Source organism: Variovorax sp. RTB1 (assembly GCF_035018765.1).
Lineage (GTDB): Bacteria > Pseudomonadota > Gammaproteobacteria > Burkholderiales > Burkholderiaceae_C > Variovorax.
In genome coordinates, this window is sequence record NZ_JASJXG010000049.1 from 1 (window position 1) to 15,322 (window position 15,322).

At 63.7% G+C, this 15,322-nt stretch carries 16 protein-coding genes and 3 pseudogenes; 11 read left to right on the top strand and 8 right to left on the bottom strand.

The window, feature by feature from the left end; translation table 11 throughout:
* Positions 1–335: 335 nt before the first annotated feature.
* Positions 336–407 (top strand): annotated as a pseudogene (locus QN397_RS22115) (SagB/ThcOx family dehydrogenase); the annotation flags it as partial.
* 148 nt (positions 408–555) lie between these two features.
* A complete protein-coding gene (locus tag QN397_RS22120; protein ID WP_323499354.1) occupies positions 556–852 on the top strand; it encodes a nitroreductase family protein in 297 nt (98 codons plus the stop codon).
* A gap of 12 nt (positions 853–864) precedes the next feature.
* Here QN397_RS22120 and QN397_RS22125 read toward each other — a convergent pair.
* The 6 genes and pseudogenes from QN397_RS22125 to QN397_RS22150 form a co-directional block, all read right to left on the bottom strand.
* Positions 865–1,854 (bottom strand): annotated as a pseudogene (locus QN397_RS22125) (IS630 family transposase); the annotation flags it as partial.
* A gap of 223 nt (positions 1,855–2,077) precedes the next feature.
* The gene (locus tag QN397_RS22130; RefSeq protein WP_323501931.1) at positions 2,078–2,290 is read right to left on the bottom strand and encodes a TolC family protein; all 213 of its coding nucleotides are present in this window, start codon (positions 2,288–2,290) and stop codon (positions 2,078–2,080) included.
* A gap of 940 nt (positions 2,291–3,230) precedes the next feature.
* A complete protein-coding gene (locus QN397_RS22135) occupies positions 3,231–3,668 on the bottom strand; it encodes a hypothetical protein (RefSeq protein WP_323501932.1) in 438 nt (145 codons plus the stop codon).
* Positions 3,669–4,119: 451 nt separating this feature from the next.
* A complete protein-coding gene (locus QN397_RS22140; RefSeq protein WP_323501933.1) occupies positions 4,120–4,719 on the bottom strand; it encodes a hypothetical protein in 600 nt (199 codons plus the stop codon).
* Between the two features lie 396 nt (positions 4,720–5,115).
* Positions 5,116–5,799, bottom strand: coding sequence for a type 1 glutamine amidotransferase domain-containing protein (locus tag QN397_RS22145; RefSeq protein WP_323499336.1), 684 nt, complete (start codon positions 5,797–5,799; stop codon positions 5,116–5,118).
* A gap of 42 nt (positions 5,800–5,841) precedes the next feature.
* Positions 5,842–6,876: an NADP-dependent oxidoreductase gene (locus QN397_RS22150; protein ID WP_323499337.1), complete on the bottom strand. Its 1,035-nt coding sequence runs from the start codon at positions 6,874–6,876 to the stop codon at positions 5,842–5,844.
* 378 nt (positions 6,877–7,254) lie between these two features.
* Here QN397_RS22150 and QN397_RS22155 point away from each other — a divergent pair.
* Positions 7,255–7,911: pseudogene (locus QN397_RS22155) on the top strand (Crp/Fnr family transcriptional regulator); the annotation flags it as partial.
* Positions 7,912–8,112: 201 nt separating this feature from the next.
* Complete coding sequence (locus QN397_RS22160; RefSeq protein WP_323499355.1) at positions 8,113–8,454, top strand: DUF6582 domain-containing protein; 342 nt, start codon at positions 8,113–8,115, stop codon at positions 8,452–8,454.
* Here QN397_RS22160 and QN397_RS22165 read toward each other — a convergent pair.
* Positions 8,426–9,079, bottom strand: a complete 654-nt coding sequence (locus tag QN397_RS22165; protein WP_323499338.1) for a BON domain-containing protein — start codon at positions 9,077–9,079, stop codon at positions 8,426–8,428. The two genes, QN397_RS22160 and QN397_RS22165, sit on opposite strands and share 29 nt — an antisense overlap.
* A gap of 227 nt (positions 9,080–9,306) precedes the next feature.
* On the opposite strand from QN397_RS22165, the gene QN397_RS22170 reads away from it, so the two are divergent.
* The 7 genes from QN397_RS22170 to QN397_RS22200 all read left to right on the top strand — a co-directional run bounded on the left by QN397_RS22170 (position 9,307) and on the right by QN397_RS22200 (position 14,488).
* Positions 9,307–9,771, top strand: coding sequence for a hypothetical protein (locus QN397_RS22170; protein ID WP_323499339.1), 465 nt, complete (start codon positions 9,307–9,309; stop codon positions 9,769–9,771).
* A gap of 267 nt (positions 9,772–10,038) precedes the next feature.
* Positions 10,039–10,197: a hypothetical protein gene (locus QN397_RS22175; protein WP_323499340.1), complete on the top strand. Its 159-nt coding sequence runs from the start codon at positions 10,039–10,041 to the stop codon at positions 10,195–10,197.
* Between the two features lie 7 nt (positions 10,198–10,204).
* On the top strand, positions 10,205–11,533 hold the full coding sequence (locus QN397_RS22180; protein WP_323501934.1) for an efflux RND transporter periplasmic adaptor subunit: 1,329 nt from the start codon (positions 10,205–10,207) through the stop codon (positions 11,531–11,533).
* An 18-nt stretch (positions 11,534–11,551) separates the two neighbouring features.
* Positions 11,552–12,802 carry an ABC transporter permease gene (locus QN397_RS22185; protein ID WP_323499342.1) on the top strand — a complete coding sequence of 417 codons (1,251 nt, stop codon included), beginning with the start codon at positions 11,552–11,554 and terminating at the stop codon, positions 12,800–12,802.
* Positions 12,803–12,872: 70 nt separating this feature from the next.
* On the top strand, positions 12,873–13,550 hold the full coding sequence (locus QN397_RS22190) for an ABC transporter ATP-binding protein (protein ID WP_323499356.1): 678 nt from the start codon (positions 12,873–12,875) through the stop codon (positions 13,548–13,550).
* Between the two features lie 133 nt (positions 13,551–13,683).
* Complete coding sequence (locus QN397_RS22195; protein ID WP_323499343.1) at positions 13,684–13,938, top strand: SHOCT domain-containing protein; 255 nt, start codon at positions 13,684–13,686, stop codon at positions 13,936–13,938.
* Positions 13,939–13,957: 19 nt separating this feature from the next.
* Complete coding sequence (locus QN397_RS22200) at positions 13,958–14,488, top strand: HD domain-containing protein (protein WP_323501935.1); 531 nt, start codon at positions 13,958–13,960, stop codon at positions 14,486–14,488.
* A 50-nt stretch (positions 14,489–14,538) separates the two neighbouring features.
* On the opposite strand, the gene QN397_RS22205 is transcribed toward QN397_RS22200, so the two are convergent.
* A complete protein-coding gene (locus tag QN397_RS22205) occupies positions 14,539–15,192 on the bottom strand; it encodes a BON domain-containing protein (RefSeq protein WP_323501936.1) in 654 nt (217 codons plus the stop codon).
* Positions 15,193–15,322: the final 130 nt, after the last annotated feature.

The following is a 15,322-nucleotide window of genomic DNA, read 5'->3' on the forward strand; positions in this document are numbered from 1 at the left end:
GGCGGCGCAGCGGCTGGCCCGCAAGCGGCAAGCGCGCCGGCCGACGACAACGTCGTCGACGCCGAAGTCAAGGAAGTCAAAAAAGCATGAGGCTCCGTGGCCGTAGCGCAGACGTTGAACGCTGAGGGCTTCACTGCCGACCCCACCGAAATGGACGACTGACTATGAACACCCTGACCAAACTGGCACTTGGCGTGCTGGGCCGTCTCGAGCCGCTGCCGCCGAGCAATGCTTTCGACACTTCGGCTGCATCGATCGAACTACCTTCGCCTACGCTCACCGGTGGCATGCCACTCATGGCAGCTTTGACAAGCCGACAATCCCGTCGCGAATTCATGCCACATCCATTACCCGTGCAGACGCTGTCTGACTTGCTCTGGGCCGCTGGCGGAATCAATCGCCATGATGTTGGTGGACGTACTGCGCCGAGTGCGATGAACGCGCAAGAAGTTCTGCTGTTCGCGGCCATGCCGCAAGGCCTGTTCCTGTATGAACCGACACGACACACGACACACGACACACGACACACGACACACGCTGCAGTTAGTGATGGCGATGGACGTGCGTCGCGTCACCGGAAATCAGGATTTTGTCGACAGCGCCCCGCTGGATCTGGTCTTCGTGGCCGACCACGCGCGCATGAAGCTGGTTCCGGTTGCGCAGCGAGAGGCCTATGCCTTTGCGACCGCCGGCGCCATGGCGCAAAACGTTTATCTTTACTGCGCATCTGAGGGCTCGGCCACGGTGATCGGCGCCTGGTTTGACCGTGACGCCTTGGCGTGTGCAATGGAACTGCAACCCGACCACCAGCTTCTGCTGTCGCAGACCGTCGGCATCGTCAAGGCGATCTAGTGTGCTGTCCCGCTGGTACAGATGCGCCACGAAATGATCGATGCGCTGCGCGAGTTGTTTGACGCTGGTGAACGAGCCACGGCGAATGGCCCTGTCGGGAATCAGCGCGAAGAATCGCTCGACCTGATTGAGCCATGAACTGTAGGTCGGGATGAAGTGCAAGTGCCAGCGAGGCCGGCTTAGGAGCCAAGCCTTGGTCGCCTGATGCCTGTGGGTGGCGTAGTTATCGACGATGCAGCGGATGTCCAACTCGTGTGGCACCGCTTTGCCGATCTTGCGCAAGAATGCCAGGAACTTCTGATGTCGATGCCGCGGCTTGCAACTGGCGTGCACCGCGCCGTTGAAAACGTTCAACGCGGCGAACAGTGTGGTTGTTCCGTGGCGCTTGTAGTCGTGCGTCACGCCCTCCACGTAGCCGAACCCCATGGGGAGCATCGACTGCGTCCGTTCCAGCGCATGGCACTGGCTTTTCTCGTCAACGCACGGCACCAGCGCGTTCTCCGCCGGACTCAGGTACAGGCCAACGACGTCGCGCAGCTTCTCTATGAAGAACGGATCGGTCGAGAGTTTGAAGCTCTCGCTGCGATGCGGTTGTAGCCCAAAGAGTCGGAAGTAGCGCTGCACGCTGGTCTTGGAAATGCCGGTCTCTGCGGCAACCGTTCGCACGCTCCAGTGCGTCGACCCATCGGCGGGCTTGGTGTGCAGCGTCGTCTTGATCAACTGCGCGATGCGCTCATCGTCGATCGTGCACGGCTTGCCCGGGCGAACATCGTCATAGAGCCCGGCAATGCGTCGTTCGATGAAGCGCATGCGCCTCTTGCCCATTGTCGCGTTGGTCAGCCTGAGTCGTTGGGCAATCGACTTGTTCAGCTCGCCGTCGGCACTGCTCAAGATGATGCGCGCTCTGTCACTGAGCCCTGCCGGCAACGAGCGGCTGCGCGCGAGCGATTGCAGCTGCGGTGCGCTACGTCCCGAGCACTGTTTGGAAGTCCACCAAGCCAATGCTGTAGCGTTGACTCGCCAACTGGGCCGCGTTGGCCGCAGCGTGGGCGGCGCTTGTCTGGCGCACCAGCCTGAGCCGATCGTCGCGCTGCGCGACCAAGGTCCTCGACATCTTTCGAGGCCAGCAGCACTGCTGCGACGTAGGCAAGTTGCGCTTGTTCCAGCGCGGCCTGCTGCGCATCCACCTGCGCAAGCGTGGCACCGCCGTCACGAACCGGCAGGTTCACGCTGCCCAGAGCGTGCGCACGACCGATTCCGAATGGGTCTGCGCGCCCAGCGTCAGGGCGCTCAGGCCCAGCGAGCCGCCAATGGCGAAGCCGGGTTGCCGCGCCGCCCGCGCCTGACGGACCCGCGCCTGCGCGGCAGCGACCTGGTGCTCGGCGGAGCGGACATCCGCGCGCTGCCGGAGCGTTTCGGCAGACAAGCGCAGTGCCAAATCTTCGGTTGGCTGCGGCACAGGCGCAAGCCTGTCCAGCAGGTCGGCAAGTGCGCCCGGCCGGTTAGCACGGCCAGCGCGTGGCTTGCTAGCACGATGCCCGTCCCGCACGCTGGCACCAGCACGCCCGTCTGTTCGGCCTCGATCGAAGTGACGAGTCTGGCCTGCAGGCGCCACAGTGTGATCTGCGGCGTCTCCTGCTGGCTTGCCAGGTTGGCGTTTGCAATCACCAGCCGGGCCTGAGCGCTGCGCCCCAAGATGTAGTTCATCGCGACTTCGGCCTCGACCGACACCTGCACGTCGCCCAGGTTCGCGACGGTCGCGCGAATGGTGGCTTCGCGGCATCCAGTGCGCTGCGGTTGCTACCGAAAATGTCCAGTTCCCAGTTGGCGTCGAGTCTCGCCTGAAATGTGCGGGTGACGGTTTTCCCCGCTGCGGGTGTCGTGCTGCCGATGCGCTGTGCCGAGGCAGAGCCGCCCACCGTCGGAAGGAGGGTCGATGCCGCCAACCTCCCCGTTGCACGCGACTGGCGCAGCACCGCTTGCGAACTCAGCAAGGTTGTGTTGACACGCAAGGCATCGGCCACCAGCCGGATCGTCAAAGCGGGACAACCAGTTGGCAATCGATGTGGATCGGGCTGTTCCCACATTGTCAGAAACTGACCATGCTGCGGACACGTCGTTGGCCTTCTAGTCGTCTGTTGAAGAGGTCACATGCGCGCAAATGGACAGGGCGAACAGTAGGCAAGCGAGCGATGGCGCCGCAGGTATCAGCCAAGTCGACATACGGCCAGCGCGGCGAAGGGCCCCGTTACTCCCATTGATACGGACCCCATGCGGGTGAACATTCGGGAGCCTTCCGGTCTGAAGGCCGGCAATAACGGATTGCATGTCGAGGCCGCAAGCCACGTCAGGATTGCTTTGCTGTCCATCGGTTGGGGCTATGCGGCAGCGCCTTGCGACTTGCCGGACGACGCGTGTTGCAAGGCGTGCCGGCCGGCAGCGGCATCGAAGCCAATCAGGCAGTCAGCACGCGCCGCATCGAGCACGGCCTGCGGGGACACTTCCAGCACTTCTACTGGACGCAGGTCATCGAGCCTGACGTTCCTGCGGGCAAACCATGACGCGATCGACCAGTCGTCGAACTCGAGACCAAGCTCGATTCGCACATGACTGACGGCAGACTTCACGGCCAGGTCTCGCCCATCGAACTGAAACATTGGAATCCAGGTTGAGTCATTCCACGGGAAGCCAAATATCTGCCGCTCCTGCATCAACTCATCGAGATTTCCGCTGTTGCAGGTGTGGCGCAGGGTCAGAAGGCGGGACAAGTCGCTGGCACGGAGTGTCCCGCCAGTGGTGTGATAGGTGGCCAGCACGGCTAGGAACGCGCGGCTACAAGGAAGCCAGGTGTCTTGCTCGTCTGGGTCGTACGTTACAGGCGGAAACCGAGTTGAAATTCTTGTGTGGATCATCTGTGATTTCCTGGAGGGCGCAGACCCAAAATAAAGGAGACAGGCGCTGACACCCGTCGGAGTGGCAGTTTGTTCGGCGGGCTTCATTTACGTCGGTGCGTTTGCAGACATAACCGAGACTTTTTCGATCTGCTAGTGCGAAGGCGTACCGGCCCCCTCTGTCTCTGGTTCGAACGGCGGTTTGAACACGACACACAAACAGATAAGTCAGCCTGCCGCATTCATATTGCAGGATGCCCGGCAACGACGAGCAGTCCATCGACACTGATTGCAGAGCTGGGTTTAGAGTCCCGACCGGCTCAGCGCAGCGCCGACGAATTACCTGACAACTGAATGGTTCCGCTCGACTTGTAAGTCAGTGCGCCGGTGCGACCAACTTGCCATTGATCCGCATGGCTTCGATAACGCGTCCGGTGCCGGTGGCGAGTGGACGCGCCGGACCTTCCGCCTTGACCTTGTCGCCGACCTTGAGCTTCAGTACAGCGAGACCATGAGGTCTCGTATGGACGAAATCGCCATTGTCCAGAACCACACCGTTGGCAGCGCCGTGCTTCGCGTAATTGAAATGCACTACCGTGCCGATGGCGTCTTCGTTTGCTGGAGGCGCAGTCGGTACTTTGCCGTTGACTGACACCAAGCGGTCAAAAACGTAGACCGAGTGCGCCGGCTCTCCCTTGGACGAGGGAGCCGGCTCGATCCCTTCAATCACCAATGCCTGGCCAACGCGCAGGCCGGTCAACTGCGCTGCGACCGACGCATCATGCGGCTCTGTGACGAACTGGGTGGAGATACCGTTTGTGTCGATGAGCAAGCCTTCGATGGCGCCTTTGCGGCTGTAGATCAGCTGCAGGAAAAGGCCTTCGACTGACCAGCCATCAGATTCGGAATGGGGGTGTGACATGACGTTCTTCTGGGGTAGTGAATAGAAACGATTAAGAAGGGGCTGAAGCGACAACGGGTGGGCATTGCGCAGCGTGTAGGAGTACGGCGCAGTCCGCGCCGGTCCGAACTGTGGGAGCGCACTGTCGCGTCCTGCTTGTCGGCGATCCAAGGATCGGTGGCAGCCAAACGTTGTCTGGTGACAGGAGCGTACTCATCGTTCTAGATGCCTCGCCTTGCACCGCGCTGCGCGTGCTCACCAAGTTGCGCCGCAGCATCGGGTCGCGCAGCACCAGCGTGAACGCCGGCGCCCCCCGGGCAACGCTGTATGAATTGTCATTCCAGAGGCGCAGGTCAGCACCGCCGACGAAAAGGTGCAGCATGCGCTTGAGGATGCAAAGGGCGGCATCGGTGTGCGCGTTCGATGCCCGGGATAATCGCATTTGTGCGTTGTCAACAGACATGGGTTGCCCTACACGCTTCGGAGTTTGGCCAGCAGCGCAGTGGCCGCGTGCTCGGAGGAGGCCGGGTTCTGGCCCGTGATCAGAAGGCCGTCGACCACGACATGCGGCCGCCAATCCGCCGCCTTCGAATATTGGCCACCATGTTCCTTGAGCATGTCTTCCACCAGGAACGGCACGACCTTGGTCAGTCCCGCTGCTGCTTCCTCGGTGTTCGTGAAGCCGGTGACGTTCTTGCCTTTCACCAGCGACCTGCCGTCCGGCGCCCGCGCATGTCGCAGCACGCCGGGCGCGTGGCATACGGCCGCGACCGGCTTGCCTGCGGCGATCATCGCGTCGACCAGCGCGATCGACGCGGCGTCTTCGGCCAGGTCCCACAAGGGACCGTGCCCTCCGGGATAGAAAACGGCGTCGAACTTGCTCGCCTTCAACGTCGACAGCTTCACCGTCGCGGCCAACTCCGACTGCGCGGCTTTGTCGGACTTGAAGCGGCGCGTGGCATCGGTCTGCGACGCGGCGTCGTCGCTCTTGGGGTCGAGCGGCGGCTGGCCACCCAGCGGCGAGGCCAACGTGAGCGTGGCGCCGGCATCCGTGAACACATAGTAGGGTGCTGCGAACTCTTCGAGCCAGAAGCCTGTCGTGCGGCCCGTGTTGCCGAGCTCGGCGTGGGAGGTGAGGACCATCAGGATGTTCATGCGAGATCGCCCGGGAGTGGTGGGGTGGGGTTCATGCGTGCTTCATTCGTGTGCGAGCTGGATGACCAGCTTGCCGAAATTCCTGCCTTCGAGCAGGCCGATGAAGGCTTCGGGAGTGTTCTCCAGACCGAAGACGATGTCCTCGCGGACCTTCACCTTGTCCTCCTGCACCCACTCGCCCATCGCGCCCGCAAACTCGCTCCAGCGCGGCGCGTAGTCGTCGAAGACGATGAAGCCCTGCATCCGGATGCGCTTGCGCAGCAGCGTGCCGACGAGCAGGCCCAGCCTGTCCGGGCCCGGAGGCAACGCGGTGGCGTTGTACGCTGCGATCAGACCGCACACCGGCACACGCGCCTTGGTATTCAGCAGTGGCAGCACGGCGTCGAACACCGCACCGCCGACGTTCTCGAAATACACGTCGATGCCCTTCGGACACGCTCCCGCCAAACGGCCGGGCAGGTCGTCCGCGCGGTGATCGACACAGGCGTCGAATCCCAGTTCGTCAATCACGTAGCGGCACTTGTCCTCGCCACCCGCGATTCCCACCACGGTGCAGCCTTTGATCTTGGCAATCTGCCCGACCACGGAGCCGACTGCGCCGCTCGCCGCGGCGACAACGACGGTTTCACCAGTGACCGGCCTGCCGATGTCGAGCAGGCCCATGTAGGCCGTGAACCCCGGCATGCCCAGCACGCCCAGTGCGCGCGAGGGATGTGGCTCCTCGGGAAAAAGCGAGGTCAGTCCCTTCCCATCTGACAGCGCGTAGTCCTGCCAGCCGGCGTAGCCCAGCACCAGCTCACCGACCTTGAAATCGCGATGTCGAGACACCTCGACGCGCGACACCGTGCTACCGACCATCACCTCGCCGATGGCCACGGGCGCGGCGTACGACGGCCCATCGCTCATGCGGCCGCGCATGTACGGGTCGAGCGACAGGTACAACGTGCGCAACAAGACCTGACCGGCCTCCGGTCTTGGTATCGGATCGCTCTCGGTGCGGAAGTCTCCTGCGGTGGGCGCTCCGTGCGGCCTTGCGTTCAGAACAATGCGGCGATTGACGGTGGTGCTTTGGGGCATGGCGCAGAACTTTCTCGTTGGTGGTTCAGCCCACCTTCAACGCCGCTCGACCGAAGCAACCGGATGGCAGTCTGAGGATGCGGCGTCTCGGTGTTGAGTTCGTCAAAACTCGGACCCTGGCGGCGATGGACCGTCGGAGCGAAGCTATTCGCGATCCGACGCACGGTCTGTGCGCTAGGCAACATGGGAACGTGCCGCGGCACTGGCTGACTCCAGCTTTGTGCGCTGTCTTACACAGGGTTCTCACCAAGGCGTTTGGCCGGTCCCATGAAATTCGCCACATCCGACCGAGTGAAGTTGTCCGAGCCTCCGGCCAACGCGCCATCGAGCTTCAAAGTGGCGTCGCAAGATGCGCTGGCGAATCATCTGCTGGCGGCCTTGCCTGAGGCTGAATTGCAGCGATGGCTGCCACAGCTGGAAGGCGTGGACTTGCCACTTGGCCTCGTGCTGTACGAATCCGGCAAGATCCTCCGCCACGTCTACTTTCCGACCACCGCCATCGTCTCGCTGTTGTACGTGATGGAAGACGGCGGGTCGGCGGAGATCGCGGTCGTGGGAAACGAGGGCGTCGTCGGCATCTCGCTGTTCATGGGCGGCGAATCCACGCCGAGCCGAGCTGTGGTGCAAAGCGCTGGCCGTGGCATACGCCTGAACGCCAGTGCGATGAAGGGGGGGTTCAATCGCTCCGGCCCTGTGATGCATCTCATGCTGCGCTATACACAGGCGTTGATCACGCAGATGGCTCAGACGGCGGTGTGCAATCGTCACCATACCTTGGACAAACAACTCTGCCGCTGGCTCTTGCTCAGCCTGGACAGGCTTCAAGGCAACGATCTGGTGATGACGCAAGAACTGATCGCCAACATGCTGGGCGTGCGCCGCGAGGGCGTGACGGAGGCGGCTCTGAAACTGCAGACGGCAGGGCTGATCCGGTACGTGCGTGGGCACATCACCGTGCTCGATCGCCCCGCTCTGGAGCTCCGTACCTGCGAGTGCTATGCCGTGGTCAAGAGGGAATATGACCGGCTGCTCCCCGATCTGAAGGCGGTGCAGCGGCGAATCGCTTGTGCTGGTTGCTGGGCGATGACGAACGGCGAGCGAGCGGGCTGCAATTGGTCGACAGTTCTTCATCACAACTGGCGCGATTTCGGTGGTCGGTGCGGCGCCAGACGGACACGGCTCGGATTCGATGGCCGAATGAGGACGTCAACACGTGTCGAATGGAAGGAGCCTCGCATGCCCAAGCTGTCCTCTGAGGAACGAAACGCGATTCCCCCGCGTCAGTTTGCATTTCCGGCGCAACGCAAGGAGCCGCTGGAGAACGCGAGCCATGTCCGAAACGCTGTGGCGCGTTTCGGGCAAGTCAAAGGTGTGAGCGACACCGAACGTGACGCGGCTTGGCAACGCATCCAGGCTGCTGCGCGTCTGTATTGCGTGGAGTTGCACGAGGCAGGGTGGCGAGTGGCGAGAGTTGCGTGCGCCGCACCTTCCAGACCAGCCGAATTGAGTGCGATGGCGCGCTGCGACCAGCCTGCCGGCCCTCAGGTCTTCAGTACGAGAGATGCATCCGGTCGATGACGTTGAAGACGCCCGGGGTGCCCCAAACAGAATTCGTTGCGGTCTCGCGTTCGGCCCAGCTCTGGACCGTGCCCGCCAGCGTGACATCCGAACCCTGAACTTCGACTGAAATCTTCTTGGCGTCTGCGATTGACGTGCGCTGCAAGGCAGCTTCGATGTCCGACTTGACATCGCTGGCGATCACCGCGGGCTTGAGATTGATCTGGTTGTTGAGCCCTGTGACGCCCATCAGATGTCGAACGGCGTCTGTTGCGGCTTGCTTCTGGAACTGCCAATCCACTTCACCCGACAGGGTGACCCACCCGCCTTCAACCTTTACTTTGACGGCGCCGGCGGGCAGCGTGGAAGTCCATTCCAGCACATTCTCCACCGACCTGGCGATATCGCCATCGGATCGCACACCCAGGCCGGAGAGTTGCACCTTCAGGTCGATGGCCAGGGCGTTGACCCCTGACACGCGCTGCGCTGCGCGCTCGGCGCTCCACTTCGCGGCGTAGGAGTCGACCTGCCCGCTCAGGGTCACGACGCCGTCCTTCACCTCGACCCCGATGCGCGCGGCGTCGATCGCGGGTTCCCACTTCAGTTCTGCGCTCACGTCCTGCTGCAGTTGGCTGTCCGTCTTCATGGTGGTCTCTTCCGATCGTTGTTAGGGACCGGACGTCTTGAGCAGCTTGCCCCGAACTGTCTGTGCGATGGCGCACCTGCAGAACGGTCGAGCATTCCCGCAGTGGGATTGGAGGGTGAACGCCGGGCACTTCCAGGCATTGCAGGTCAGCGCATTTCCGACAATGGGGTTGCTTGTGTTCAATCACCCGCGCGCACAGCGCACCAGCAACCCTTCCGAAGGCACCCATGGGCAAGCCATCTTCGCAGTCCGCCTTCCCGGGCTATACCGATTGGGACATTGCCTTGCCTCGCATTTCGCGGCAGGTTGCGCCGCAGGTCGATGCCTGCCTGCGTGAGCTGGCGCCTCGGTTTCAAGCCGTCGGACTGCACTGCGATCTGCAGTCCCGGCCGACGCCTCGCGGTCAGTCAAGTCTGCTGGCCGCGGTCGGCCGGCGTGGCTTGCTGTTCATCGTCGACATCACCCTGATCAACGGCATGGCCGTCGCGGGACTTCGCGGCGCCACGCTGGATGTTCGTTTGCTGGACGCCTGTGGCGATACGGTGGCGCACTGTTCGGCGGCGGCCGCGTCCGGCGCGCCGGTCTATCGAACGAGCGCCGACGACATCATCGCCGCAGCCGAGCTGGCGCGCTCGTCGACCTCGGTTTTCGTGATGGCCATGGGCCACTTCGACTTGGTTACCGCCGCCTGACGAGCTTCGATAGGCGCGACACCCGGAACCTCCCGGGCGCGCGCAACGGATGCCTTGCCGCATCCGCCAGTGCGTTCACACGGACCGATGCAAGGCGTCGTTGTGCCTCTTCTGTCGTCGGTCGGGCAGCGAACGCGCACCTCACGTCCACTGCAATGCCCCGTGTTGGCTACCGCACAGTCCATCGGGCAACTCTTGGGTACGCTGGCTCGCTACACACAGTCAATTTCCGTGCGGCCGAATGCACCCCTCGAAAGGAACATCGTCATGACCCAGAAGAACCACCGCCCCGAACCCGCGCCCGTGCCGGGGCGTCCCCCGAACCCGAACGAGCAGCCGAGCCCGCAGACGCGGCCGGTCGAACCGAACGAGGTCTTGGGCCGCCACAAGAACACCGGACAAAAGGATCACAAAGGCGCTCGGTGAGCGACCCTTGGTTCTTCCCCGCGTGAACGCGCCCGAGGAGAAGAGGGATCCGGCGCTTGGCGATACGGATGTTCCTGCGGCCGCGGCCCTGGCGCCGGCCAAGCCCAAACCGTCTTACGTTCGTAGACACCGTGCGCAGGCGATGGCCGTGCTGGTTGCGTTGGCCGTTTCGGCTGCAGTGTTGGCGCGCTGGTGGCTGGGGCCGCAGGTGATCACCGGCACGGTGCTGCGGCGCGACTTCGTGCAGAGCGTCGTCGCCAGTGGGCATGTCGAAGCGCCGCATCGGCTGGATGTCGGCGTGCAAATCACCGGCACGGTGCTGCGCGTACCGGTTGCAGAAGGTCAGGCCGTGAAAGCTGGCGACCTGCTGGTGGAACTTGATGCCGCAGAGCTGACCGCGACTGGGCGGCAGGCCGACGCCGCCGTGGCGCAGGCCAGGGCGCGTTTGCGACAGCTTCAGGAGGTGCAGGCACCCGTGGCTGCGCAGACGCTGCGACAGTCTCAGGCCACCCTGGAGAACGCCCGCGCGGCCTTGGCGCGCAACCAGGAGCTGTTCGAAAAGGGCTTCGTCGGGCAGGCGGCACTCGATGATGCGCGCAAGACCAGCGAACTGGCGGATGCCCAGATGCGCGCGACCCGGATGCAGCTGGACACCACCGGCGCCACCGGCAGCGACCGTGCGCTCGCGGTGGCCGATCTGTCGGGGGCGCAAGCCAGCGCGCAGGCGGCCCGTGCCCGTGCTGGCTATGCCGCGATCAGTGCACCGGTTGCCGGCACGCTGATCGCGCGCAACGTGGAGGTGGGCGATGTGGTGCAGCCGGGCAAGGTGCTGATGACGCTCTCGCCGCGCGGCTTCACCCAGTTGGTGGTGCAGATCGACGAAAAGAATCTGGGCTTGCTCGCGTTGGGCCAGAGCGCGCTCGCGTCGGCCGACGCGTACCCGACGCAGCGCTTCAACGCACAGTTGGCGTACATCAATCCCGGCATCAATGCGACCACGGGTGCGGTGGAGGTGAAGCTCGACGTCGCTACCCCGCCCGCCGTGTTGAAGCAGGACATGACCGTGTCGGTGGACATCGAGGTCGCACGGCGGCCCAAGGCTTTGATCGTGCCCCTCGCGGCCGTTCACGACTCCGACGGTGCGGCCCCGTGGGTGCTGCGCGTCGAGGGCCGGCACGCGGTGCGCATACCTGTGAAACTGGGTTTGCGCAGCGGAGGCCTCGCCGAAGTGACAAGCGGGCTGGGGCAGGGCGATACCTTCGTGGTCACGCCGGCCACGATCACCCCTGGCGCGCGCATTCGGATCGCTGCAGCCTCGGCCTCCGCGCCGCCGTGAGCCGAACAGGGAAGCACGATGTTCAGCAGCCGCCTGCCGTTCGAATGGATCGTGGCCATTCGCTTTCTGCGCGAGGGCCGTCTCCAGACAGCGTTCATCATCGCCGGCGTGGCGATCGGCGTGGCGGTCATCGTCTTCATGTCGGCGCTGATGGCGGGCCTGCAATCCAACTTCATCCAGCGCGTCCTCTCGGCGTCGGCACACATCGAGTTGTTGCCACCCAAACAGGTCTCGAGGCCCTTGCGCAATGGCTCTGCGGCTTCGGCGAGCGAGGTCGAAGCTGCCATCGTGCAGGCGCCGTTGCAGCGACTCAAATCCATCGACCAGTGGCAGGCGGTTTCGGCGCAGATCCAGGCCATGCCCGCGGTGATGGTGGTGGCGCCGGTGGCGGCCGGCTCGGCCCTGGTGGTGCGCGGCAGCACCACGCGCGCGATCACGCTCACCGGCATCGAGCCCGCGCTGTATTTCCGCATCGTCGATCTGGGCGAAAAGATCGTGCGCGGCAGCACGCGCCTCCTGGGCACCGACATCCTGATCGGCACCGAGCTGGCAAGCGATCTCGGCGTGGGCGTGGGCGACAAGCTGAGGGTCACGACCGGCGCGGGCGATGCTGTCGCGTCCAGCACCCTCACCATCTGCGGCGTCTTCGACCTGGGCAACAAGGGCGCGAACCAGCGCAGCACCTTCGTCGCGCTGCGCACCGCGCAAAGCCTTCTGGGCTTGCCGGGTGGCGTGAGCAGCCTGGAGGTGACCGTGAGCGACGTGTATGCCGCAGAGACCATCGCGCAGCGCATCACGGCCGCCACCGGCGTGGAGTCGGACAGCTGGATCACCACCAACGCCCAGTTCTTCACCGCTGTCAGCGCGCAGACCACCGCCAACACCGCCATCCGCTTCTTCGTCGGCCTGTCCGTCGCTTTCGGCATCGCCAGCGTGTTGGCGGTGGTCGTGGTGCAGAAGTCGCGCGAGATCGGCATCCTGCGCGCGATGGGCATTTCTCGGGCGCAGATCCTGAGGCTTTTCCTGCTGCAGGGCGGCTTGCTCGCGCTGAGCGGCGCGGTGCTGGGCAGCGGCATTGGCGCATTGGGCCTGATTCTTTGGCAGCGACTCGCGAAGAACGCCGACGGTACGCCGCTGTTCCCATTGGTTATGGACCCGAAGCTCTTTGGCGCGGCCTTGGTGTTGGCGACGGTGACGGGCCTGGTCGCCGCCTTTGCCCCGGCGCGCAGTGCAGCGCGGCTCGACCCGGTGGTGGCGATCCGTGGCTGAGATCGCCACGATCGCGATGCCTGCTGCGCCGGCCATGGCGCCAGTCAAGCCGGCAGCGGCAGTGCCTTCCATGGTGGTGCAAATGCGGGGCGTTCGAAAGGCCTACAACGTGGGCCTGCCGATCGAGACAGAGGTGTTGCACGGCATCGACCTCGATGTGTTCCACGGCGAGTTCTGCGCCGTGGTGGGCCCGTCGGGTTCGGGTAAGAGCACCTTGCTCAACATCGTCGGCCTGCTCGACCGCCCCACGTCGGGCACGCTCGACGTGTGCGGAGAGCAGACGACCCGATTGGACGACAAGGCGCTGACGCGATTGCGCGGCCACAGCATCGGCTTCGTCTTTCAGTACCACCACCTCATCACGGCGTTCACGGCGCTGGAAAACGTGATGATGCCGATGCTGGGAGCCGACGAGTTTGCCAACGACGCGATGCGGGTGCGCGCTGAGGCGCTGCTTGCCAGTGTGGGCCTCACGACATGGCAGAACAACCTGGCCGGCAATCTGAGTGGTGGCCAACAGCAACGCGTGGCCATTGCTCGCGCGCTGGCCATGGGGCCGGCGCTGCTGCTGGCCGACGAGCCCACGGGAAACCTCGACACGAAAAGCGCCGACGAGGTGTTTGCACTGCTGCGCCAGTTCAACACCGAACACGGCACGACCGTGCTGTTCGTGACGCACAACATCGACCTGGCCGCGCGCTGCGATAAGACCATCGAGGTGATCGACGGCCGGCTGACGGGCGCTTGATCGCCGTCTCCGTGCGCAAGCGAACAGACCCTCGCCTCAAGCTGGAACAAAGTGACGGACAGGTCCTGAGCGGCCAGTGTCAATCCGGCGCTGGCCAAGTTGTATGGACCGAGACACCATCCATCGAAGGAGCTTGAAATGGGCAACATGTATTTGGGCCGACTGGTACTCGGGCTGGGGCTGGTTTCTGTGGTTCGGCGTCATGATCCTGCTGTTCTCCAGCGTCGGGAACTGGGGCTATACGTACCGGGTGCACCGGTTCTATGGCCGACCGCAGCAACAAGAAGCCATTGACATCCTGAGCCAGCGTTATGCCCGCGGCGAGATCACGCACGCCGAATACGCGCAGATGAAGTCTGCGATTTCGTCTGACTCGAAATCGACCTGACGCGCGACCGGAGCGAGTGATGTCCAGTCGATATGCCGACTTGCTCGACGCCATCGCATTCGCAGCGGAGAAGCACCGCAACCAGCGACGCAAGGATGCGGAGTCAAGCCCCTACATCAACCATCCCTTGCAGGTGGCCCAAGTTCTGTCCTCTGAAGGAGGCGTGTCCGATCTGAAGACCCTGATCGCCGCTGTCCTGCACGACACGGTCGAAGACACCGAGACCACCTTCGAGGAACTCGTCGAGCGGTTCGGCAAGAAGGTGGCCGGCGTCGTCAAGGAGATGACCGACGAAAAGATGCTGCCGAAGGTGCAGCGCAAGCGCGAGCAGGTCGAGCGCGCGCCGCAACTGAGCAAGCGTGCGGCAATCGTCAGGCTCGCCGACAAGACCTGCAACTTGCGGGACATCGCGACGCATCCACCCAAGGATTGGCCGCTCAAGCGCAAGCAGGCGTATTTCGATTGGGCCAAGGACGTTGTCGATGGCCTGCCCCGGGTCAACAAGAAGCTGCGCCAAGCCTTCGATGCGGCCCTGACCTTGCGGCCGTAGCGGAGAGCGTCGCGGCGGCGGGAATCACCCGCGCCGCCGCGGCCTCATCTTCAGTACTCGAGTGTCATCTCGTCGATGACGCTGCGCACGCCCGGCGTTCCCCATGCGGACATCGTTGCGGTCTCGCGTTCGTTCCAGCTGTGCACTTTGCCGGTCAGTGTCACATTCGAGCCGTTGATGTTGACCGAGATCTTCTTCGCATCCGCCACGGCGCTGCGCTTGAGCGCAGCCTCAATGTCGGACTTGACGGCGCTGACAGACAACTTCGGCTTGATCGCGATCTGGTCGCTCACGCCGGTGACACCGGACAAAAAGCGCACGCTGTCGGTCGCCGATTGCTTCTGGTATTGCCAGTCGACGTTTCCGGACAAGGTCACCCATCCGTTTTCGACCAACACCTTGATGGCGTTGTCCGGCACCCAGGTCGTCCATTCCAGAACGTTCTCCACCGACTTGGCGATGTCGCCGTCGCTGCGCTTGCCGCTGCCCGCAAGCTTGACCTTCAATTCGGTGGCCAGCGCCTTGACGCCACAGACACGCTGGGTTGCGCCTTCCGCGTTCAACTTCTCCGCGTAGCTGCTCACCTCGCCGGCGAGGGTCACGATGCCGTCCTTGACCTCGACGCCGATTCCGGGGGCGGTCACCGAGGGTTCCCACTTCAATTCTGCGATCACGTCTTGCTGCAGTTGGCTGTCTGTCTTCATGGCCTTTTCTCCGATAGATGATGGGCTTTCGAGCCTGAGCGTCGCGGACGGTCCGGTCTGTGCGGCAACACACGCATCAGTACCTGCGGGCGCTGCATCAATGCGCGCGGTGTCCGTCTTGTTGGCATTG